This is a genomic window from Roseovarius aestuarii, assembly GCF_019966515.1.
Classification (GTDB): domain Bacteria; phylum Pseudomonadota; class Alphaproteobacteria; order Rhodobacterales; family Rhodobacteraceae; genus Roseovarius; species Roseovarius aestuarii.
In genome coordinates this window covers 87,141-107,968 of sequence record NZ_JAIMIB010000013.1, presented here as the reverse complement: position 1 = coordinate 107,968, position 20,828 = coordinate 87,141, and the positions used below count along the sequence as shown (strand labels likewise).

Annotated in this window: 19 protein-coding genes; 9 read left to right on the top strand and 10 right to left on the bottom strand. The window is 58.9% G+C overall.

The window, feature by feature from the left end:
* Positions 1 to 103: 103 nt before the first annotated feature.
* The gene (locus LC334_RS15520; RefSeq protein WP_085801345.1) at positions 104 to 1,051 is read left to right on the top strand and encodes a LysR family transcriptional regulator; all 948 of its coding nucleotides are present in this window, start codon (positions 104 to 106) and stop codon (positions 1,049 to 1,051) included.
* A gap of 12 nt (positions 1,052 to 1,063) precedes the next feature.
* Here the strand turns inward: LC334_RS15520 and LC334_RS15515 are convergent, their stop codons facing one another.
* Both LC334_RS15515 and LC334_RS15510 read right to left on the bottom strand, forming a co-directional pair.
* Positions 1,064 to 1,684, bottom strand: coding sequence for an HD domain-containing protein (locus LC334_RS15515; protein ID WP_085801344.1), 621 nt, complete (start codon positions 1,682 to 1,684; stop codon positions 1,064 to 1,066).
* Between the two features lie 15 nt (positions 1,685 to 1,699).
* Complete coding sequence (locus LC334_RS15510; protein ID WP_085801343.1) at positions 1,700 to 2,590, bottom strand: phytanoyl-CoA dioxygenase family protein; 891 nt, start codon at positions 2,588 to 2,590, stop codon at positions 1,700 to 1,702.
* Positions 2,591 to 2,697: 107 nt separating this feature from the next.
* Between LC334_RS15510 and LC334_RS15505 the strand changes: the two genes are divergently transcribed.
* A complete protein-coding gene (locus tag LC334_RS15505) occupies positions 2,698 to 3,591 on the top strand; it encodes a LysR family transcriptional regulator (RefSeq protein ID WP_085801342.1) in 894 nt (297 codons plus the stop codon).
* Positions 3,592 to 3,663: 72 nt separating this feature from the next.
* Here the strand turns inward: LC334_RS15505 and LC334_RS15500 are convergent, their stop codons facing one another.
* Positions 3,664 to 4,098 (bottom strand): Lrp/AsnC family transcriptional regulator, encoded by a 435-nt coding sequence (locus tag LC334_RS15500; RefSeq protein ID WP_085801379.1) that lies wholly within the window; start codon positions 4,096 to 4,098, stop codon positions 3,664 to 3,666.
* A 107-nt stretch (positions 4,099 to 4,205) separates the two neighbouring features.
* Between LC334_RS15500 and LC334_RS15495 the strand changes: the two genes are divergently transcribed.
* Positions 4,206 to 5,333: a type III PLP-dependent enzyme gene (locus LC334_RS15495; protein ID WP_085801341.1), complete on the top strand. Its 1,128-nt coding sequence runs from the start codon at positions 4,206 to 4,208 to the stop codon at positions 5,331 to 5,333.
* A 378-nt stretch (positions 5,334 to 5,711) separates the two neighbouring features.
* Positions 5,712 to 6,773: a DUF2235 domain-containing protein gene (locus LC334_RS15490; protein WP_085801340.1), complete on the top strand. Its 1,062-nt coding sequence runs from the start codon at positions 5,712 to 5,714 to the stop codon at positions 6,771 to 6,773.
* 202 nt (positions 6,774 to 6,975) lie between these two features.
* Here the strand turns inward: LC334_RS15490 and gltS are convergent, their stop codons facing one another.
* Entirely contained in the window at positions 6,976 to 8,181 is a 1,206-nt protein-coding gene (gltS, locus tag LC334_RS15485) for a sodium/glutamate symporter (protein WP_085801339.1), read from the bottom strand.
* Positions 8,182 to 8,399: 218 nt separating this feature from the next.
* Between gltS and LC334_RS15480 the strand changes: the two genes are divergently transcribed.
* Both LC334_RS15480 and LC334_RS15475 read left to right on the top strand, forming a co-directional pair.
* The gene (locus tag LC334_RS15480; protein WP_139836451.1) at positions 8,400 to 8,753 is read left to right on the top strand and encodes a hypothetical protein; all 354 of its coding nucleotides are present in this window, start codon (positions 8,400 to 8,402) and stop codon (positions 8,751 to 8,753) included.
* A 28-nt stretch (positions 8,754 to 8,781) separates the two neighbouring features.
* Positions 8,782 to 9,081 carry an HdeA/HdeB family chaperone gene (locus LC334_RS15475; RefSeq protein ID WP_176237723.1) on the top strand — a complete coding sequence of 100 codons (300 nt, stop codon included), beginning with the start codon at positions 8,782 to 8,784 and terminating at the stop codon, positions 9,079 to 9,081.
* A gap of 32 nt (positions 9,082 to 9,113) precedes the next feature.
* Here LC334_RS15475 and LC334_RS15470 read toward each other — a convergent pair whose 3' ends face one another.
* The 3 genes from LC334_RS15470 to metF all read right to left on the bottom strand — a co-directional run bounded on the left by LC334_RS15470 (position 9,114) and on the right by metF (position 13,605).
* On the bottom strand, positions 9,114 to 11,846 hold the full coding sequence (locus LC334_RS15470) for a molybdopterin-dependent oxidoreductase (protein WP_085801337.1): 2,733 nt from the start codon (positions 11,844 to 11,846) through the stop codon (positions 9,114 to 9,116).
* A gap of 330 nt (positions 11,847 to 12,176) precedes the next feature.
* Positions 12,177 to 12,671, bottom strand: coding sequence for a PaaI family thioesterase (locus LC334_RS15465; protein ID WP_085801336.1), 495 nt, complete (start codon positions 12,669 to 12,671; stop codon positions 12,177 to 12,179).
* A gap of 67 nt (positions 12,672 to 12,738) precedes the next feature.
* Positions 12,739 to 13,605: a methylenetetrahydrofolate reductase [NAD(P)H] gene (metF, locus tag LC334_RS15460; protein WP_085801378.1), complete on the bottom strand. Its 867-nt coding sequence runs from the start codon at positions 13,603 to 13,605 to the stop codon at positions 12,739 to 12,741.
* Positions 13,606 to 13,704: 99 nt separating this feature from the next.
* On the opposite strand from metF, the gene LC334_RS15455 reads away from it, so the two are divergent.
* Positions 13,705 to 14,610: a LysR family transcriptional regulator gene (locus LC334_RS15455; RefSeq protein ID WP_085801335.1), complete on the top strand. Its 906-nt coding sequence runs from the start codon at positions 13,705 to 13,707 to the stop codon at positions 14,608 to 14,610.
* Between the two features lie 253 nt (positions 14,611 to 14,863).
* On the top strand, positions 14,864 to 15,652 hold the full coding sequence (locus tag LC334_RS15450; protein WP_085801334.1) for an inositol monophosphatase family protein: 789 nt from the start codon (positions 14,864 to 14,866) through the stop codon (positions 15,650 to 15,652).
* Here LC334_RS15450 and LC334_RS15445 read toward each other — a convergent pair whose 3' ends face one another.
* From LC334_RS15445 to putA, 3 genes are read right to left on the bottom strand one after another with little or no spacing between them, the layout of a single operon-like run.
* Positions 15,653 to 16,021: a GFA family protein gene (locus tag LC334_RS15445; protein WP_085801333.1), complete on the bottom strand. Its 369-nt coding sequence runs from the start codon at positions 16,019 to 16,021 to the stop codon at positions 15,653 to 15,655.
* Entirely contained in the window at positions 16,018 to 16,764 is a 747-nt protein-coding gene (locus tag LC334_RS15440; protein WP_085801332.1) for a rhomboid family intramembrane serine protease, read from the bottom strand. The genes LC334_RS15445 and LC334_RS15440 overlap by 4 nt, the downstream gene beginning before the upstream one ends.
* 45 nt (positions 16,765 to 16,809) lie before the next feature.
* Positions 16,810 to 20,241 (bottom strand): bifunctional proline dehydrogenase/L-glutamate gamma-semialdehyde dehydrogenase PutA, encoded by a 3,432-nt coding sequence (gene putA / locus LC334_RS15435; protein WP_085801377.1) that lies wholly within the window; start codon positions 20,239 to 20,241, stop codon positions 16,810 to 16,812.
* 109 nt (positions 20,242 to 20,350) lie between these two features.
* Here putA and LC334_RS15430 point away from each other — a divergent pair, with 109 nt between their 5' ends.
* Positions 20,351 to 20,827: an Lrp/AsnC family transcriptional regulator gene (locus LC334_RS15430; protein WP_085801331.1), complete on the top strand. Its 477-nt coding sequence runs from the start codon at positions 20,351 to 20,353 to the stop codon at positions 20,825 to 20,827.
* Position 20,828 lies beyond the last annotated feature (1 nt).

Below are 20,828 nucleotides of genomic sequence, written 5' to 3'. Positions count from 1 at the left end.
CCAGGGTTTTTCCCTTGGTTTCACAGATCAAGCTTGCCTTGGCTTTTCAATAAATACAAATTTGAATAACTTAGAAAAAACTAAATATAACTTATGTGAGTCGATGAATTTCACGCAGATATCCACTTTTCGCGCGGTCATGACCTCGCCATCGCTGTCCGAGGCTGCCAGAAAGATCGGCCGGACTCAGCCTGCGGTCAGCCTGGCAATCCGGTCGCTTGAGGACACGCTGGGTCTGAAACTGTTCGAGCGCCGAGGCAGACAGCTGATCCCGGTGCCCGAAGCGCATTACCTGCTGGAGGAAGCCGTAAGTATTCTGGACCGGCTCGCCGCGGTATCACGCACCATGCAAAGCCTGGCGGGCGGGCAGGCGGGCACACTGAACGTATCCGCCATGCCGGGCGGCATATTCATGTTGTCGCGTTTCATCAGTCAGACCATTGAACCGCATGCTGATGTGCAGCTTGCGATTTCGGCGCGCAGTTCGCTTCAGATCCTGGAACTTGTCAGCTCGCAAAGCATTGATTTCGGGTTCGGCGATGCGCCCGTCGATACGCCCGACAGCCCGCAATTTACGATCCAGCGGATCAGCGGCGCGTGTTTTTGCGTCGTGCCGCAGGGCCATCGGTTGGCAGGCGCTGAAGCCATTGCTATCAGTGATCTTGATGAGGAACCGATCGGTGTTCTTCAGTCAAATCATGCGCATCACAAAAAGACGCTTGAAGCCTTTGAAAGAGCCGGGGCGGGATATCGCAAGCTTGTCGAAAGTCAGACCTTTCTGCCGCTGCTGCAATTTGTCCGCTCCGGCCATTGTGTTGCAATAGTGGACCCGCTGACCGTGGTCAGCGAAGGCGCAATGAATGCCGGGTCGGGCGGGATCGTGTTCAAGCCGCTCAGGCAGGACATCCGCTACGACTACGCTATGCTCACCCCGAAACATCGCCCGTTATCGCAACTGGCGGTTTCGGTGAGGACCGCGTGGGTGGACGAGTTGATGCGCCTGCTTGGCGATATTGGTGCAGCGTCGGAATGCGACGACATGCCGGTCTGACGACCCATAACCCTACTGGCGCTGAGCGGCGCGTTCGGCGTTGGTCAGTGGTTCACGCTCTCCCGAGCGGATAACGGCAGCATCATAAGGGGTGCGGGCGAAGACCTCTTCTACCATGGGGGCGAAGAAATCGAGCGGCAGGTCATCGTACTCCGGGTTGAAACTGGCCTGATCCCAGCGTTCGCAGAATTCGGCGCAATCGTCGAAATAGGCGCTGTCGCGATGGCGGTCACGTTTGTGCTGATCAGCCCCGTCCAGATGGTGGCCGTAGTAGAGCATCTGGAAATCACCGTGGGTGGCAACGCACCAGGTGCATTGTTCGCGCACGAAGGGCTTAAGGATCGTGGCGGCGTATTCGTCGTGATTGTATGGCGCGTAGATGTCGCCGATATCGTGCAGAAGTGCCGAGACGACCCAATCGGTATCCGCCCCGTCGCGCCAGGCGCGGGTGGCCGATTGCACCGAATGGCCCAGCCGGGTGATCTGGTAACCCGAGAGGCTTTCATCCAGATCGACCAGCGCCTTCAGCAGTCTTTGCGCGGTGTGCCTGGTGTGGTCAATTTCATGCGCGGTCAGGAATTCATATTCTTCCTTGGTGCCATCCTTCATTTGAGTGAAATTCACACGTTCCATGGGGGCTTTCCTTTTTCACGGCGCCGCAGCGGCTTTGGCATAGAGTGAAACATCGCCGGCGGCCCCTTGTGCAAGGGCTTTAGCCTGATCCGCGCGAATTTTTTCGTAAAGCTTCACGGATTCCGGGCTGAAATTGGCGACGGGCGGCATGTAGTGAATGAAATTGCCGCTGAAATCGACGCCGCGCGCCATCATCGCATAGTCGCGTTCGGCCACCTGCTGGCGGGCATTTGGGTTGAGATAGCGGATGGCAAAGCCAATGCGCCGGTCATCCGAGGTATTTGGCCCTGATCCGTGGATGGTCAGCCCATGATGCAGCGACATCTGACCCGGTTGCAGCTCGATATGGGTTTTGTCGCTATCTGCGACCTCGACCGCAACTTCCTGACCACGAGACAGCAGGTTGTTGTCTGAGAAGGTGTCGTTATGCGGCAGGATCGGGTTCTTATGCGATCCGGCGACAAAGTCCATGCAGCCACTGGCGACGGTGGCGGGTGATAGCGCAATCCAGGCAGTGACCTGATCTGAAGTTTCGCCCAGCCCCCAATAGGTCAGGTCCTGATGCATGCCGACGATATGGTTTGTGCGGGGCTCTTTGATGAAGAACTCGGCGGACCAGATCATCAGATCGGGGCCAAGGATGTTTTCGACCACATCAAGCACGCGTGGGTCCTGCGCCAGACGCGCGGCGAGGGGTAGCACGCAATGGGCGTTGACGCGTTTGTAGGTGTTGAGCGGCTGCGGCAGATCGGCGGTGAGCCAGTCGCACTCGATCGCTTCCAACTCGGTGCGGTACCCGGCGGCCTCATCAGGTGAGAAAACGGTAAGAGGAAAGACATAGCCGTCACGCCAGTATTGTTCGGCGTGCTCGGGGCTCAGGTGGCCGTTGGATTGGGAGAGGCGCATGGGATGTGACCTGTCTTGACATTGTGGGTCTGAACGTAGCGCAAGACAGCAGAAGTTCAGCACGATAGTGCTGGACGCTCGGGCTAAGTTCAGCTTAGCCTAGGCGCATGTCTGTTGCGGTCCCCTCCCTTAACTGGTTGCGCGTTTTCGAGGCAGCGGCGCGCTGTGAGAGCTTTGCGCGGGCGGCGGCGCAGTTGAACATGTCCCCGGCGGCGGTCAGTCAACAGGTGCGGGCTTTGGAAGAACGGGTGGGGATGGCGCTATTCGAGCGGCATGCCCATGCGGTCACATTGACCGAGGTCGGCCGCGCCTATCTGCCATCGGTGCAACAGGCGTTGCTGACGCTTGAGAACGCGACCGAGGGGTTGTTTGGCGCGGCCCGGGCGCAGCAGCTTTTCGTTCAATCGGTGCTGATCTTTGCGCAGGGCGTACTGACGCCGGGGTATGAGGATTTTACCCGCGCGCACCCGGATATCACGCTGAGCCTTACAACGGCCAATCTTCCCTATGAATTCTCGCGCGGCTTTACCGACCTGCAGATCATCTTTGGTAACCCGCAGGCTTTTGGCGCGGACAGTGATCGGCTGATGGGAGAGCGGCTGTTTCCCGTGGCGCTGCCACCGGTGGCCGAGGCGCTCATCGGCCCAACCGATCTATTGCAGCATCGGTTGATCGATGTGGTGACGCATCGGGCGGGGTGGCCCCATATGTTTGAAAAGATGGATATAATGCCGAGCCGTGCCCAGTATGTCTATGCCGACAGCACCTTGATGGCCTGTGCCTTGGCAAGCGAGGGTGTTGGCATTGCCCTGGCCCGTGCGCCGGCCAGTGACAAGGCCGTGCGGGAAGCCGGTCTGGTGCCCTGTCTGCCGGGTATCTTTGCCGAAGGGCGGGAAGCGTATCATCTGGTCTATCCTGACCGCGCCGCCCTCCGCCCGCCAGCACGGGTGTTTCGGGACTGGCTGCTGGACTGGTGCCGGTCCGTCAAGTTGTCACATTGAGCGCGCTGATGCGCACGCAGTATATCTCGTCGCCGGCCGCCTCCTCGGGACGCGTGCCGACGGGGTGACGTGTTATTGCCCGCGGTCGAGCTTTGTCGAAAGGTGGATCAGGCTCTCTGAACTGCGGACGCCTTTGGCCTCACCGATCCGGTCAAGGGTTTCGTCAAGACGCTCGGTTGTGGCGGCTTCGAGCGTGACAATCAGATCAAACCGGCCCGAAGTGGTGTGTACGCGGCGCACTTCAGGCAGGGAATTGAGCCGCGAAAGTACGGCTGGGGCGCTGCGTGGCTCGATGCTGACCAGGGCGGTGGCGCGCAGCGGTGCGCGGACGGATGGGTTCAGCCGGACGCTGTAGCCCTGGATGGTGCCGGATGTTTCCAAACGATCCAGACGCGCCTGAACGGTGGTGCGGGCGAGGCCCAGCTTACGCGCAAGCAAGGCTACCGGGGCACGGGCGTTTTCGCCCAGAAGGGTGATCAAAGCCTGATCTGTTTCGTCTATCTTCATGAAAAATTCGTCATATTGCTGTATATTCAACTCATATTATACGAAATGCCGCATGAGATCGACGAAAAAATACTCGATAATCAAGAAAAACCTGTTGAGGCAGACCAATGCATAACTCTCCGAACTGGCCTGACCCACGGGCACATCTGTTGCGGCATCGCCCCGATACGGCGATGGTTTATTTCTGCCCGGCAGTGTTGCAAGCGACGGCGCGGCGGTTCCGGCAAGGCTTTGACGGGCTTGTTACCTATGCGGTCAAGGCGAATGCGGGCGAGGAGGTTCTGACAAATCTGGTGGCGGCAGGCATCCGCGCCTTTGACGTGGCCAGCCCGCGCGAGATGTATGCGGTGCGCGCCGTCTGTCCGGATGCGGAATTGCATTATCACAACCCGGTGCGCTCACCTGAAGAGGTGGCCGTTGCGGTGGCGTTGGGTGTGCGCTCTTATTCGATTGACTGCGAAAGTGAGTTGGACAAGCTTGCCGACGTGCCGGAAGGCACCGAAATCTCGGTGCGATTGGCGCTGCCGGTGGCTGGGGCCGCTTATGATTTTGGTGAGAAATTTGGCGCCGGGCCTGAGCGCGTGGCGGCGTTGCTGCGCATGGTCTTAGCGCGCGGATATACCCCCTCAGTTACCTTTCATCCCGGTACACAGTGTGCCGACCCGGCTGCCTGGGGCAGCTATATAAGGGTGGTCGCTGATATTGCCCGTGAGGCGGGGGTGACTTTATCGCGCCTGAACGTGGGCGGCGGTTTTGCAGCGCACCGTGTTGGGGCGGCGCCGGATCTGGAAGCGATTTTTGACCACATTCGCGCTGAGGTGGACGCCTGTTTCGGCGACCATCCACCGGCATTGGTATGCGAACCCGGGCGCGCGATGGTGGCGGATGCTTTTACTCTGGTGGCCCGGGTCAAGGCGCTGCGTGAAGACGGGTCGATGTTTTTGAATGACGGGATATATGGCGGCCTTTTCGAGGTGCGCGACATTGGTTGCACTGACCGGGTCACTGTTCTAGCGGGCGATGGCACATGGCGCGGCGGTGTCCCGCAGGCGCGAGTGATATTTGGCCCGACCTGCGACAGCATCGATCGGTTCCCGGATCCGTTGCCGCTCCCGGCGTCGATCGCAGAGGGGGATTACGTGCTTTTTGCGGGGATGGGGGCCTATTCGCATGCTCTGAGTACGCAGTTTAACGGGTATGGATTAGGCGCGCCGGTCACGGTTGCGGCGCTTTGAGCCGAGGGCGTGATGTGCTCACGCTCTCTTGACCGGGGCCCAAGATTTCCAGCGTAATAGCGACCTTTGCTTGAATGGGGTCACCTGAGGTTGTGTCGGGGCGTCGCTGATTGATTGTCTGAGGGTGGCCAAGTTACATGTTTTGCAATTTATTTTCAATAAATTAAGTGGCATAATTGATGTGAACAGTGGTTGGATTGGCGCCGGTAACCCGCTTTTCACGAAAAAGATGGAGGATTGCCGGATAGTGCCGGGTCGCAGGCGTATTTCTGGTTGGGGGCTTTGCCTGACCCGCCTGGATGTGCCTATGTTGATAAAGAGGCGACGCGCTAACGATAAGGCGGCATCAGTCGTAACTGGTTGGAAAGATGAGTCAGGATGGCGTGGCGGCAATGGGCTAAATCACTTTTCGACTTGCTGCGCCCAGGGGTGCGCAGCGGCCATTCGGCCTATGCAAGGGCGCGCGGGCAGGTCACCCATGTGATCATTCTGGACGGTACGATGTCATCGCTGTCACCGGGGTGCGAAAGTAATGCCGGACTGAGTTATAAGCTGCTGGCAGAGATGGGAGGCGCTAATTTGTCGCTCTATTACGAAGCCGGCGTGCAATGGCAGGACTGGCGCAAGACGCCCGATGTGATGATGGGGCGGGGGATCAACCGTCAGATCCGGCGCGCCTATGGCTACCTGGCCAGCCGCTACAAGTCCGGCGACCGCATTTTCCTGCTGGGGTATTCGCGCGGCGCCTACGCGGTGCGCTCTTTGGCCGGGCTGATCGATTCCGTTGGTCTTTTGCGGGATGACCATGCGACGGAACGCAACATCATGACCGCCTACCGGCATTATCAGTGCAATCCAGGTGGGCGCGCGGCCAAGGTATTTACGAGGCAATTCTGTCACCCCGAGGCACCGGTCGAGATGGTCGGGGTCTGGGATACGGTCAAGGCGCTTGGATTGCGTTTGCCGGTGTTGTGGCGCTGGTCCGAGGCGGCGCATTCGTTTCATTCGCACCGGCTGGGGCCGTCCGTGCGGCATGGCTATCACGCGCTGGCGCTGGACGAGACGCGCGCGGTGTTCGAGCCGGTCATGTGGGAAAGCCCGGCCGGGTTTGATGGCAAGATCGAGCAGGTCTGGTTCCGCGGGTCCCATGGTGATGTGGGCGGACAGCAGAGCGGCTTTCACGAGGGAAGACCGTTGGCCAATATTCCGCTCGTGTGGATGCTGGAGCGGGCTGAGATTTGTGGACTGCCTTTGCCCGAGGGCTGGCGCGAGCGTTTTCCGCAGGATGTCCGGGCGCCATCAATCGGGACCTGGCGGGGATGGGGTAAGATATTCCTGCTGCGGGCGGCGCGAAAGATCGGCGATGACCCAAGTGAACGCCTGCACGAAAGCGTGAAAGACATTGCTCACGTTGAGATAGGGCTGGAGCGTGCGATCTGAGTTTTTCCTGCTGTTAGATTAGCAGGACATTTTCAGAACATTCGGAAAAGTCTCGACATTTCCTTTCAGCGGTTGTCACCGGCGCGTTGCGGGCTTCGACTTGGCGGGTCGCCATGCGGACGGAGCTGCCTTTTACCGCATCCGTGCTTACGAAATCTCAGTGGCGCATTCGAGCCATTCTTCCAGGAATCTGAATTACGGGTTACATCCCGACAAAGAACTGGATGATGAAGGCATTGGCCAGGTCGACGAAGAAAGCTGAGACCAAGGGTAGCACGATAAAGGCCAGCGGCGCGGCACCATAGCGTTTTGTCACCGAAGACATGTTTGCGATAGCCGTAGGGGTGGCACCAAGGGCAAATCCGGCGAAACCTGCACTGAGAACGGCAGCAGTATAGTCGCTGCCAATGGCGCGAAATACAACAAAGCCGATAAAACAAACTGTCACCACCACCTGCAATGCTAAAACTATCAACAATGGACCGCCAAGCTCGGCCAATGTCCAAAGCTGCATGCTCATCAGTGACATCGCTAGAAAAACTGACAGGCTATAGTCCGACAGAACCGCCAGCGATCGGCTACCAGTGGGCCAGATGAGTTTCGGGAACACAAAAGGGATAGTGTTGGACATTAGAATCCCAACCAAAAGGCAGGGCACAAAAAGGGGCAGTTTCACTCCCATCTCGCCGATCGTCAGATGGGCGAAGTAGCCAAAGAAGATGGCCGTATGCGCCGCCAGCATCGCGCGCATCAAATTGACATGGTCAACAACATCCGCGGGCTCACCTTCTTCTTCGTATTGCAACCCGACAATCGGATCGGCGTCAGCTTCACCTTTCAACCCATGCCGGTCGATCAACCGCTTTGCGATTGGGCCACCGACCAGTGCCGCCAGAACCAGCCCCAATGTTGCGGCGGCAATGCCAACCTCATCTGCGGCGGCAAACCCCGTCAAATCTTCGATTTGCGGACCCCAGGCAATGGCCGTCCCATGGCCGCCGATCAGGGCAGCGGATCCGAGCAGAACTGAAACGGCAGTGGGCAGATCAAACAAAAGCGTCCCTATCAGCCCGACAACGTTCTGCAACAACATGAACCCGACTGTCAGAAAGAGCAGGACCAACAACAGCCGACCGCCCTTTATGAGATCTGTGACGCGCGCATTCAGCCCGATGGTCGAAAAAAACAGAACAAGAAGATAGTCACGCACCTGCAGGTCAAACACGATTTGCTTTCCGGTGAACTGGAAGAATCCCCAAGTGGCAAAGGCAACAGCAAGTCCGCCGGACACCGGCTCGGGAATATTGTAATTCTTCAGGAACGCCACCCGGCGGGTCAAAAAGGCACCTAGGAAGAAGACAATGAACCCCAAGGTAACAGCAACAAATGCGGGGACTAGGATCTGCATGGTATTCGCTCGCGCTCCAGTTTCTCGCACCAACCTATAGAAGTTGACTCCTGGTGCCATCACCCGCTGGTGTGAACTATAGCCTCAATAGCCGCTAATTTAGTGCATCATCTGCTGCAACCGGTCGTATCTTGCCGAAAGGCCTAGCAGACTGGTTTCCGCTTTACCGGCAGTAGAGGGGTACAGTAGCGTCTGTTCAAGCAGGGCGGGGATGTATTGTGAAACCTATCAATAAAATAGCGCAAACCGTGATTATTCTTGCGATTGCGATGTCGCTTTCATCTTTGGTTCCGCCCCCAGCGGAAGCGCAATCTTACCGCGACTACTGCCATGATCGTGCTAAACGTCTTAGTGGATACAAAGGCAGAGCCGGTGGTGTCGTAGGCGGCGCAGTCAAGGGTGCAGTCGGTGGCGCGATAATCAGCGGCATATTGGGCGGCAGCAAGAAAGACCGCAAAAAGGCTGCAAAACTCGGCGCACTGCTAGGTGGGATTTCAGGGGCAAACCGCCCGAACAGCCGCGCCGCTCGGATCTACCGGCTGGAATTTGATGATTGTATGCGCCGGAGGTGACAGGATGACCAATTCAAGGGAACAGGGAATGAAAAAACTTCTTCGACGCGTGGCAGCAGCAGCACTTGCTGCGGCACCTGTATTGGTCTTGGCGCAAGAACAACCGGCAACCGAGGCCTTCAATATTGAAAGCATCAGTTGCTGGGATGTGATTACGTTGCCCGAAGATGACGCAACTTTCGTGACGGCCATGTTGATTGGCTACGCGAATGGTCAGACCGGTCAATCCCAAACCTCTCCGAAGGCAATTGTGGATCTCGTCGAGAAGTTTGACGAAACCTGTGCTGAACATCCTGACGCGTCTGCACTGGAAGTCCTGAAGCAATAAGCCTCAGGACTTTCTGATGGAGCGCTGGCCCGTCAATTTGCGTCTGCGGCGTTCGTCATTAGATAGTCCATGACCAGCGCCGCTTCTTCCTCATCAAGCCCCGCGCGGGGAAACATGGAAGGCGTGATACCTTTCCACTGCTGACGGGTGTAATGCGTGACTTCACGCGGTGCGTGGCAGACCGTGCAGCGCTCGAAGAAGATCTTCTCGCCCGGGCTCATATCCGCCATAAGAGCCTCGGTTAGGGCGGCTAGACGCTCGGTGCCCACCTTGTCCTCATTTATCTCTGCCACCTCGATATCGTCTATGATGGCGGGAGGATCATAGGCCATGTTGGGACCTTCTGGATCTTCACATTTGCGCATTTCGACAAGCACGGTATTGGCTGACGTGGCTTGCGACAATCCAGAGGCAGGTTGCGTCGAGGTTAGGAAATTCACCAGACCAGAATTGCAGCGACCCTTGTTGTCTAGCTGCGGCCAACCGCCTTCGTAGATCGACACGACACCTGGCATGATCCCGTCCGAGACGACGGCCCCGGCGATCACCGTACCACGATCATTGTAGAGCTCGACCAGATCTCCATCTTCAATGCCACGATCCGCTGCGTCCTGGTCATTGATCCTCACCGGTTCGCGTCCCTGCACCATATAGAGATCGCGCAGACGTTCGGAGTTTCCCATCTGGCTGTGCAAACGGAACCACGGGTGAGGTGAGACCACATGCAACTGGCCCTCCTTCGCGCTGCCGAGGTATTCATGTTTCTCCATCCAGACCGGCATGCCGGGGCAATCTTTGATCTCCATGTTGGCGATTGTTTCGCAGAACATCTCTATCTTGCCCGACGTCGTGTGCAGTGGGTTGGCCTCCGGATCACTGTAGAAGTCGTTATGGCGCACCCACTTGCGGGCTTGCTTGGTAAAGCCGTGCGTCCGGCCGCTCCGCTTGCGCTTACGCTTCATCTCTCGTTCGGGGATGAGTGGCTCGCCCATGAAGGCATAACCTTGCTCCCAGAATTCTTCGAACGGCGTATGCTTTGCAGCCCCCGAGGCTGCGTAGGCCAACTGGATGTGATACATCTTGTCTTCGCTGTCCGTGAACTGTGCCCAGAGACCCAGCTTGTCGGCGAGACCCTCGAAAATCTCGTAGTCGGGCAGACTATCCTCAACGGGTTCAATCACCTTCTTCATCGCGTAGACGCGATCGTTGGAATAGGTGCCGCCCGAGGTGATGTCGTCTTGCTCCAACGTTGAGGCGGCAGGCAGGACGATATCGGCCCAGCGGGTCGCCGCCGTCCACCAGACGTCAACGCAGACAACGGTTTCAACCTTGTTCAGCGCCCGGATCAGCCGGTTGGTATCCTGCTGGTGCGACATGAAGTTGTTGCCGGCGTTGAAGACCATCTTGATGTCGGGATAGGTGTTGGTTTGTCCGTTGTAGAAAAATTCCTTACCCGGATTTTCCAGCGCCTCGGTGATGCGCGAAGCGGGCACAACCTTGGTCACGAAGTTGCGACCCTGGCTCATGCCCACGGGTGTTGCATTGCCGCCCTGCGGCATACCGCCATTGCCGTAATGCCAGGAGAATCCGATGCCTTCGCCCGGTTTGCCGATCTTGCCCACCAGCGCGGCGAAGTTGACGATCGACCAATAGGCCATTTCGCCATGTTGGGCGCGCTGGATGGCCCATGATCCGGCGATGCAGGTTTTCGAGGCCACGATAAGTTCGGCCAGGTCCTTGATTTCCTGCGCATCTATGCCGGTGATCGTCGCGGCCCAGGCTGGCGTCTTGGGCGTGCCGTCAGTCTCGCCCTTGACATAGGCGATCCACTTGTCGGCACCGACGGTGTATTTGTCCATGTAGGCCCGATCTTCCAGACCGTTTTCAAGCACGTGATAGGACATGGCAAGGAAGAGCGCGGTATCGGTATTGGGGATGATACGCTTCCATTCCGAATTCAGATAGACATCGCTGGCGGTACGCTGTGGGTTGATCGAGATGAACTTGACGCCATTGTCGCGGATTTCCTCCCAATAGGCGTACATGCCATGATCGGCGACGCGGTATTCGATCCGGTTGTTCTTGATCGGGTCGCATCCCACCAGGACAAATAACTCGGTATTGTCGCGGATGGTTTCCCATGCTGATTGTGGAGAATAAACCTCCATGTCGCCGATGATATGCGGCATGCATACTTGACCAGCCCCGGCCGACCAGTCGCCGGCAGTGTTGGTGCAGCCGCCCATCAGGTTGATCAGCCGCCCTTGAAGCACGTTGGGGCGGAAAACACCGGCGTTGGACCAGCCGCCATAGGAAGAACTGAAGATCGCCTCATTGCCATGCTCAGTGGCGGTATCCAGCAAAGCCTTGGCCGTGAGGCTCCACACAGTGTCCCAGTCGACCTTGACCCATTCTTCCTTGCCGCGAAGCTCGGGTTTGATATCTCCGGTTTCCCAGCCCTCAAGATAGGATTTTCGCACCATCGGGTAGTTGATGCGGGTCTTGTCATAGGTCCGATCCATCACGCCGTAGGTGAGCATCTCGGTGGGGCGCGAATCCAATTCGGTCATCGTCGTCAGGCCGACCAGCTTGCCGTCGCGCACGACCGCCTCAAACGGGCCGTAGTGTGTGGCGTGAAAGATGCGGTCTGAATAGGAGTTGGGGTCGATACTGGCCAGCGATGTGCTACCAAGCAAGGACGTGCTGCCGAGAGCAGCCGCACTGCTTTTTAGAAACGTTCTTCGGGTTGGATTAAGAAATGTCATAAGTGCCTCCCATCAAAATTCATTGAGAGTACTATACACCCAACACTCGCCTTTTCCTTGTGTTGTATCAAAGTTTATCAGCAAGTAGTTTTGCGAAAGTAAGCCTGCGTAGCTTCGTGGGTGTGACCGCCGTCCAAATTCGTTATTGCTATCTGCCCGAATGGATTGAAAATAATATGAAGTGTCTGCTTTGTGATTTTTTGGCGACATTTATACTCAGTGCAGCATTGGTCGCTATGGGCTCTTTGCCGACTTTTGCGTTTGGTGCTAATCCGCTGACTGGCTCCTTTTGCACTCCTCGGTCGCGGGGCGCGTCAAGAAAAAAGAGTATTAACTAGTCGGTTGCGTCTTCATGATCATGCAGGTGGTGGAACCTGTGGCGTAAAGCTTGTCATCGCCGATCCCGCGCAGCTCGCCTGTGGCGATGGCGGTTGAGCGGCCCGCGTGGCTGACAAGACCCATTGCCCGAACGTGTGTACCCAGCGGCAGCGCGCGGGTGATATTCACCTTGTATTCAAGCGTTGTGTAAATTGATCCTTTTGGCACTTTGGTCATCACCGCGCAGCCCATGCAGCTGTCGAGGATGGCGCCGTACCAGCCGCCATGCAACCCGCGCATCGGGTTGGTCGCGTTGAACCCGGGCGTGCCTTCGAATACCGCCCGGCCATCTTCGGCAACGGTCGGCCAGAATCCCAGGGTTGCGCCGATCGGTGGTCCGGAAAGTTGCCCGGCAACCACGTCCTGCATGAACTGAAGGCCCGAGCGGGAGGTGAGTTCGGCCCAGTCGGGTAGCTCGTCAAAGGATGTCGCAGTCTTTCCGGCCATGATGCTCCCCTTTTGCCCCTCACTGGTGTGGCAGGGGAAAGGGGAGCTTTCAAGCGGTCAGATGGCTTCAGGCAACATCGCGCAGTGCGATCTGGGGGGTGACGCCCAGAGCATGGCAGATATCGCGGGTCAGTTCCGGGCGGTTGAGCGTATAGAAATGCAGGTCTTCGACGCCGCCGTCCAGAAGCTTGCTGCACAGTTCAGTTGCCAGCGCCGTGGCCAGCAGATCATGACGATCATCGCGAATGGCGACCTCGAACAGGTCATCCATCCAATGCGGGACATTAGCGCCACAGGCCAGCGAGAAGCGTCGCGCGTTCGTCCAGTTTTCGATCGGTAGGATGCCGGGGATGATCGGCGCGTCGATTCCCGCCTTTTCGCAGGCGTCACGGAAGCGGAAGAAAGTATCGGCCTCAAAGAAAAACTGCGTGATCGCCTCGGACGCACCGGCGTCGATCTTGCGCTTCAGCCACTCAATATCCGCCGCCTGATCCGACGCTTCGGGGTGTTTTTCAGGGTAGGCGCCCACGCGGATCGAGAATTTGCCGGTTTCGGCCAAAGCAGAAATCAGCTCGCAACTATCCGAGAACCCATCAGGGTGGGGTTCGAACGCGCCGCTGCCTTTGGGCGGGTCGCCGCGGAGCGCCACGATCTCGCTGACGCCAGCGGTGGCGAAATCCCGGGCGATGGCAAGGGTTTCCTCCCGGCTGGCATCGACACAGGTCAGATGGGCCGCGACATTGAGGCCGGAGGATTTGTGCAACGTATCCACTGCATCGCGAGTCAGTTCGCGGGTAGTACCGCCAGCGCCGTAGGTCACCGAGACGAAGCGCGGATCGAGCGGGGCCAGGGTCTGGACCGTGTCCCACAGGCGAAACGAGGCTTCGAGCGATTTCGGAGGGAAAAATTCGAAGGAGATATTGGGGACAGTCATGGCGGGCATCCTGATGAAATGATTTAACCTCTTGTTGCACTGAAGGTGTTGTGAGACAATTTCATAATATTCACGATCAAGATGAGGTTTGCTAATATAATGCATATCGAATTTCGCCACCTGAAGACGATCCGCGCCATTCATCAGGCCGGTGGGTTGGCGCGGGCGGCGGATATTCTGCACATCACTCAATCGGCGCTGAGCCACCAGATCAAGGGGCTGGAGGATCAGGCCGGAGTGGAGCTCTTTGTGCGCCGATCGAAGCCGCTGAAACTATCGGCGGCGGGGCATCGGCTTTTGCGGCTGGCCGAAAAGGTACTGCCCGAGATCGAGGCATTGGAAGCCGAGTTCGAAGGCGTGCGTGAGGGCAGCGCGGGTCGGATGCATATCGCCATTGAATGCCACGCTTGTTTCGAGTGGCTGTTCCCGGTGCTGGAGCGGTTTCGCAAGACCTGGGCCGATGTGGATGTGGATATCAGGCCCGGTCTGGCCTTTGATGCGCTGCCCGCACTACAAAAGGAAGAGGTGGATCTGGTGGTGTCTTCCGATCCGGAGGACCTGCCCGGGGTGATTTTCAAACCGCTTTTTGACTATGAGCCGGTTTTCGTAGCCTCAAGCCAGCATCCGCTGGCGGCAAGGGACTTTGTCGAGGCGGAGGATTTTCGCGACGAGATGCTGATCACCTATCCGGTGGACCGGTCGCGCTTGGATGTCTTTACCGAGCTTTTGACTCCGGCCAAGGTGGAGCCAAAGGCAATCCGTCAGGTCGAGTTGACTGCGGTGATCCTGCTGTTGGTGGCCTCCAATCGTGGTGTGGCGGTATTGCCGGACTGGGTGGTGCGCGAGGTGCGTACCAGCAGCGATTATGTGACCCGCAAGGTGACGGAAACGGGCCTGACCAAGCGGCTTTACGCGGCAATCCGGGCGGAGGATGCGGATAAGCCCTATATGGCGCATCTGATCAAGTTGGCGCGGGAAATTCCGATCAGATTGCAGCGTGCCTGACGGTTTGTCTGTTGTCACATTGAGTGCGCTGGCGCGCACGCTTTATGTCTCGTCGTCCGGCTGCGCCTTCCTCCTCGGGCCGCGCGGGTCTGACCGGGTGCCTGAACGCTGTGGTTTGCGGAGCCGAGACCCGGGGATGCATCGGACAGGCGTATTCCCGGAACGGTAGGTACGCGGCAGGCGCCCTGTTGCCCCTTGTGCGGGGAACATGTCGGGCGTATACGCGCGGCCTGAACCTTGAGGAGCGATAGTGATGGCGGGCAGTGCCAATCTTAATGTTATGCTGAGGGCCGCGCGGAAGGCGGGTCGGGCGCTGGCCAAGGATTTCCGCGAGGTCGAGAACCTGCAGGTCAGTATGAAGGGTGCGGGCGATTTTGTCAGCCGCGCCGATATTGCCGCCGAGCAGATTATCAAATCGGAACTGATGAATGCGCGGCCGACCTATGGCTGGCTGGGCGAAGAGGGCGGTGGTGAAGACGGCAAGGACCCGACCCGGCGCTGGATTGTCGATCCGCTGGACGGGACCACCAATTTCCTGCACGGGCTGCCGCATTGGGCGGTATCGATCGCGCTGGAACACAAGGGCCAGGTCGTGGCAGGGGTGATTTACGACCCGTCCAAGGATGAGGCGTTCTTTGCCGAGAAGGGCGAGGGTGCCTGGATGAATGAAAGCCGCCTGCGGGTATCGGGCCGTGACAAGATGATTGAGGCACTTTTTGCTACCGGCCTGCCCTTCGGCGGGCGCAGCGATCTGCCCGAGACATTGCAGGATCTGGCGCGGCTGATGCCGACCTGTTCCGGGGTGCGCCGTTTCGGGTCGGCAGCGCTGGACATGGCCTATGTAGCGGCGGGTCGATATGACGGGTTCTGGGAGCGGCGGTTGCACGCCTGGGATCTGGCGGCAGGCATAATCATCTGCCGCGAAGCGGGTGCGCTGGTGGAGTCGCTCAGCGAGGGTGGCGACATTCTGGAAGATGGCGACGTGATCTGCGCCAATGAGGCGATTTTCGAGAAATTCGCCAAGGTGATCCGGGGTAGCTGATCAGCGGTCGGACGGGTGGTTGACGCCATCGTCCCACGGTATCGGCTCGTATTCCGCCGGATTTACCCCTTCGATACTACCCAGATTGACACCGAACTCGTTTGGGTTTGAGCGGCGCTGATGATGTGTGTAGATGCCACAGATCTTGCAGAAATAGTGCTGCGCCGTGCCGGTATTCCAAGTGTAGAGCGACAATTTGTCAGCGCCACGCACCACTTCGAGATCGGCAAGTGGCACGCTGATGGTTGGGGCGGCCCGCCTGCGGCAGAAGCTACAATCACAGCGGTGCGGGTTTGTTATGCCATTGGGCAATCTAAGATGCAGCTCAACCGCGCCGCAGTGACAGGTGGCTTTGGTTGTCTCGGTCATTCGCGTCGCCTCACGGTTGGGATGCGGGTGCGGCCGATATGATATTCAGCCTCGGGATGGGGCGGATGGCCATCGGTGCGAGCCCAGAACTTGGGACCGCCCAAGCGCAGGAAGAGTGGAAGGGTCAGGGCGATGCCGATGATGAAGCCGCCCGCATGGGCCCAGTAGGCAACGCCGCCGCCGGTTGGGTCTGCGCCGACACCGTTGAAAAGCTGCAGGGCGAACCAGATGCCGAGCATGATCCAGGCAGGGATGGGCAGGATGCGAAAGAAGATCACGAAGAAGAGGAAGATATCGACTTTGGCCTTGGGATAGAGCAGAAGGTAGCTGCCCATGACGCCCGCGATGGCGCCCGAAGCGCCGACCGTGGGTACAAATGAACCCGGTGCTGACAGGACATGCGCCACACCCGCGCCGAGGCCCGCCGCAAGGTAGAACAGAAGATAGGGGATATGCCCCATGTCATCTTCGATGTTATCGCCGAAAATCCATAAAAACAGCATGTTGCCCGCCAGGTGCATCCAGCCGCCATGCAGGAACATCGAGGTGAAGAGGCCCGCATAGGCGCCTTGTTCGGTGACCCCGACAGGGGTCATTGCCCAGGCGTCGAAGAACTGGTTGAGCGCGCGTGGATCGTTGAACAACGGCCAGTAGCTGAGGAAGATCGCGACATTAATCGCGATCAGCGCGTAGGTCACGTAAGGTACGCGCCCCGAGGGGTTATGATCTCGGATAGGTATCATCGGGGCCACCGTGGCGGCCCCGACAGATGGCGTCAAGAGGTGGCGTTAACCCTGGCCGCCCAGAAGTGCCGCGTTGCCTCCGGACGCCGTCGTGTCGACGCAGACATGGCGTTCATGCAGCACATGGCCGGTATCGGGCAGGCCGGTGATCAGTGGCAGGATTGGGCCGTTGCGCTCGGAAAGCGCCCTGGCATAACTGCGTGCGGCATCCTCGTCGCCCCACCAGAGCGCGCCGGAAAGACCCGAAAGCGTGCTGAGCGCGCCTGCTGGTACGGTGCCCGTAGCCTTCACGGCGATACCGCCCAGATCGGTGACGGCTTTGGCTTGTGCCGTCGCGGCCTCGACCCCAGGACCCATGCACAGGAAGGCGTCGCGCGGATGGGCGGTCAGGCGGTTCGATTCGCCGGTCGGCCCGGGCAGGACCAGCGCATGCCGCGTATTGCGGTCGGCCTTGTTTGCTGCGTCCAGCGCGGATTGGGCGTCGCCCGAGCCCATCTTGGTACTCCATTCACTACCTTGTTGTGACGCCGGCGCGGCGGAGAACCGCGCCAGGTAATGCGGACCGCCCGCCTTGGGGCCGGTGCCTGAGAGGCCCTCGCCGCCAAAGGGTTGGCTGCCGACGATGGCGCCGATCTGGTTGCGGTTCACATACATGTTGCCCGCGTTCACGCGCTCGGTCACATGCTGCACGCGGTCGTCGATCCGGGTCATCAACCCGAAGGTGAGCCCGTAGCCGGTGGCGTTGATCGTATCGATCACCTTGTCCAGTTCCTCGGATCCAAAAGTCGCGACATGCAGCACCGGGCCAAAGATTTCGCGTTTCATCTGATCGATGCCATCGACCTTGATCAGCGAAGGCGCGATGTACGTGCCCGAGTTCGGGGTCTTGAGCTCGTGCAGCAACCGGCCTTCGGCGCGGGCCTGTTGGATGTGGTCGGCAATGCCTTTGCGGGCGGTTTCGTCAATCACCGGGCCGCAATCGGTGGAGATGTCCCAGGGCGCGCCGATGCTGAGCGCATCCATCGCGCCCTTGAGCATCTTCAGGAACGGCTCGGCGATGTCGTCCTGCACATAGAGGCAGCGCAGGGCCGAGCAGCGTTGGCCCGCCGATTGGAAGGCGCTTTCGACGATGGCTGCAACGGCCTGTTCGGGCAGGGCAGTGGAATCGACGATCATTGCGTTCAGACCACCGGTTTCCGCAATGAGCGGCGCGCCGGGGGCGAGGTTTTCCGCCATGGCCTTGCGGATCTTCATCGCCGTCGCGGTCGAGCCGGTGAAGGCCACGCCACCGACGCGCGGATCCGAGGTGAGCGCCGCGCCGATATCGCCGCCGCCAGGCAGGAGTTGCAGCACGTGTTTCGGCACACCCGCCTTGTGCATCAGCGACACCGCGAAATGCGCGATCAGAGGCGTCTGTTCGGCCGGTTTCGAGAGGACCGCATTGCCCGCGGCTAATGCGGCGGCCATCTGGCCGGTAAAGATCGCAAGCGGGAAGTTCCAGGGCGCGATGCAGGTAAAGACACCCACGGGTGGCGTTTCAGGGGCGTTAGCGGCGTAGTAGCGCAGGAAATCCACCGCCTCGCGTAGCTCGGCCACCTCGTCGATCCAGATCTTGCCAGCCTCGCGGGCGAGCAGCGCGAACAACTCGCCGAAGTTTTCTTCGTAGAGGTCGGCAACCTTGTTCAGGACCTTGGCGCGCTCTTCAGGGCTTGCGTCCCAAGGGGCAGCGTTGCTGAGCGCGGTTTCGATATCCGCAGGGCTGGTGTTTGCAACGGTTCCGACCGTATCGGCTGGGTCCGCCGGGTTGATGACTGGTTTGGCATCAAGCGGCTGTGGAGTGCCTGCTAGCAGCGGGGCTGAGGCCCATTGGTGCTTGGCAAACGGCGCGCGGGCGTCGTTGATCAGGTCGATTGTCGGCTGATGTTTCAGATCAAACCCTTTGGAGTTCGGGCGTTCCGGCAGGAACAGCTCGGGGCCTTTTGGCAGATAAGGGGCAGGGTCATTGACCGCCTCGAAAGGATCGCGGGCGATCACTTCAGGTGCTACATCCTCATCGACGATCTGGTTCACAAAGCTCGAGTTGGCACCGTTTTCCAGCAGCCGACGCACCAGATAGGCCAGAAGGTCGCGATGGGCGCCGACAGGGGCATAGATGCGGCAGCGGGTGCCCTCGGCCTTCAGGACGATATCATGCATCGCTTCACCCATGCCGTGCAAGCGCTGGAATTCAAAGGTTTTCTTGTCGGTGGCCATATCGAGTATGGCGGCAACCGTGTGGGCGTTGTGAGTGGCGAATTGCGGATAGATGCGATCGGTCATGCCCAACAGTTTACGGGCATTGGCGATGTAGCTGATATCGGTCGCAGCCTTCTTGGTGAAGACCGGGAAGCCGTCGATGCCTTCGACCTGTGCCAGCTTGATCTCGGTGTCCCAATAGGCGCCCTTGACCAGCCGTATCATGATGCGGCGATCCAGACGCGTGGCCAGATCATGCAGAAAATCGAGCACATGGCTGGCGCGCTGACCAAAGGCCTGCACCACCACACCGAACCCGTCCCAGCCCGCCAGTGCGGGCTCTGACAGCACGGTTTCGATCACATCCAGAGACAGCGATAGGCGGTCGGCCTCTTCTGCGTCGATGTTGAATCCCATGCCAGCGGATTTGGCAAGCATGGCAAGCGAGCGCAGGCGAGGCACAAGAATTTCCATGACTTGTTCGCGCTGCGCGACCTCATAGCGCGGATGCAGGGCTGACAGCTTGACCGAGATGCCCGGATTGTCGCGAATATCACCCTTGTCACAGGCTTGCGCGATCGCGCTGATCGCACGTGAGTAGGACAGATGATAGCGGGTGGCGTCAGCGTCGGTGCGTGCGGCCTCGCCCAGCATGTCGTAGGAATAGGAATAGCCCTTTTTCTCCATGCCTTTGGCGCGATCCATTGCCGATTGGATATTCTCACCCAGCACGAATTGACGGCCCATCTCTTTCATCGCGCGGGCGACAGCGGTGCGGATCACTGGCTCGCCCAGACGTTTGATGGCGCCGCGCAGGTGGCCGACGGGACCCTTCTGGTCTTCCTGCAGCACCTTTCCGGTCAGCATCAGCGCCCATGTCGAGGCGTTGACCAGCGGCGACGTCGAATGCCCCATGTGCTTGCCCCAGTCCGAGGGCGCGATCTTGTCTTCGATCAGCGCGTCGATGGTTTCGGCGTCGGGCACGCGCAACAGCGCTTCGGCTAGACACATCAGTGCCACGCCCTCATCGGTCGAGAGGCCATATTCGGCCAGAAAGACCTCCATCAACCCGGGGCTGGATTGGCCGCGAATGTCGCGTACCAACTGCGCGCCACGCGCACAGATACGGGCACGGTCTTCGGCGCTGAGACCGGCTTCTTCGGTCAGGCGCGCAAGTGTCTCGGCCTCGTCAGCATAGGTGGCGTGGTCAATCGTGCGGCGAATATCAGTGTCGTAAGGCATCATGCACCCCCATTTGGTTGATTTAGCTATTATAGCAGTGTTAAATCAGCCAAACTTCCTGAAGTATTCAAATTTTCAGGCCATATGGATTGAGAATAGGAGTTTTTATATGCAAAGTGAAAAGATAGAGCTGGATAGATTCGACAAGGCGATCCTTCGCGTGCTTTCGGGCGATGGTCGAATCAGCATCACCGATCTGGCGCGTGAGATCGGTCTCTCGAAATCGCCCACTCAGGCCCGGCTGCGGCGTCTCGAGGCCGAAGGGGTGATCATCGGTTATTCCGCTCTGTTCGACCCGATCCGGCTGGGTATGGACCATGTGAGCTTTGTCGAAGTGCGCCTGACCGATACGCGGGAAAAGGCGTTATCAGCGTTCAACGCAGCGGTGGCCAAGATCCCAGAGATCGAACAGGTGCATATGATTGCTGCCGATTTCGATTACCTGATGAAGATCCGTACGCAAAACATGAGCGATTACCGGCGGGTGCTGGGCGAGCAAATCTCGACCCTGCCATATGTGGCACATACCTCGACCCACGTGGCCATGCAGTCGGTCAAGGAAAGTGTTGTCTCGGATGTGATTTGAC

Coding starts and splice junctions, on each gene's coding strand:
- LC334_RS15520 (WP_085801345.1), top strand. CDS start 104: ATGAATTTCACGCAGATATCCACTTTTCGCGCGGTCATGACCTCGCCA.
- LC334_RS15515 (WP_085801344.1), bottom strand. CDS start 1,684: ATGGAACGTGTGAATTTCACTCAAATGAAGGATGGCACCAAGGAAGAA.
- LC334_RS15510 (WP_085801343.1), bottom strand. CDS start 2,590: ATGCGCCTCTCCCAATCCAACGGCCACCTGAGCCCCGAGCACGCCGAA.
- LC334_RS15505 (WP_085801342.1), top strand. CDS start 2,698: ATGTCTGTTGCGGTCCCCTCCCTTAACTGGTTGCGCGTTTTCGAGGCA.
- LC334_RS15500 (WP_085801379.1), bottom strand. CDS start 4,098: ATGAAGATAGACGAAACAGATCAGGCTTTGATCACCCTTCTGGGCGAA.
- LC334_RS15495 (WP_085801341.1), top strand. CDS start 4,206: ATGCATAACTCTCCGAACTGGCCTGACCCACGGGCACATCTGTTGCGG.
- LC334_RS15490 (WP_085801340.1), top strand. CDS start 5,712: ATGGCGTGGCGGCAATGGGCTAAATCACTTTTCGACTTGCTGCGCCCA.
- gltS (WP_085801339.1), bottom strand. CDS start 8,181: ATGCAGATCCTAGTCCCCGCATTTGTTGCTGTTACCTTGGGGTTCATT.
- LC334_RS15475 (WP_176237723.1), top strand. CDS start 8,782: ATGAAAAAACTTCTTCGACGCGTGGCAGCAGCAGCACTTGCTGCGGCA.
- LC334_RS15470 (WP_085801337.1), bottom strand. CDS start 11,846: ATGACATTTCTTAATCCAACCCGAAGAACGTTTCTAAAAAGCAGTGCG.
- LC334_RS15465 (WP_085801336.1), bottom strand. CDS start 12,671: ATGGCCGGAAAGACTGCGACATCCTTTGACGAGCTACCCGACTGGGCC.
- metF (WP_085801378.1), bottom strand. CDS start 13,605: ATGACTGTCCCCAATATCTCCTTCGAATTTTTCCCTCCGAAATCGCTC.
- LC334_RS15455 (WP_085801335.1), top strand. CDS start 13,705: ATGCATATCGAATTTCGCCACCTGAAGACGATCCGCGCCATTCATCAG.
- LC334_RS15450 (WP_085801334.1), top strand. CDS start 14,864: ATGGCGGGCAGTGCCAATCTTAATGTTATGCTGAGGGCCGCGCGGAAG.
- LC334_RS15445 (WP_085801333.1), bottom strand. CDS start 16,021: ATGACCGAGACAACCAAAGCCACCTGTCACTGCGGCGCGGTTGAGCTG.
- LC334_RS15440 (WP_085801332.1), bottom strand. CDS start 16,764: ATGATACCTATCCGAGATCATAACCCCTCGGGGCGCGTACCTTACGTG.
- putA (WP_085801377.1), bottom strand. CDS start 20,241: ATGCCTTACGACACTGATATTCGCCGCACGATTGACCACGCCACCTAT.
- LC334_RS15430 (WP_085801331.1), top strand. CDS start 20,351: ATGCAAAGTGAAAAGATAGAGCTGGATAGATTCGACAAGGCGATCCTT.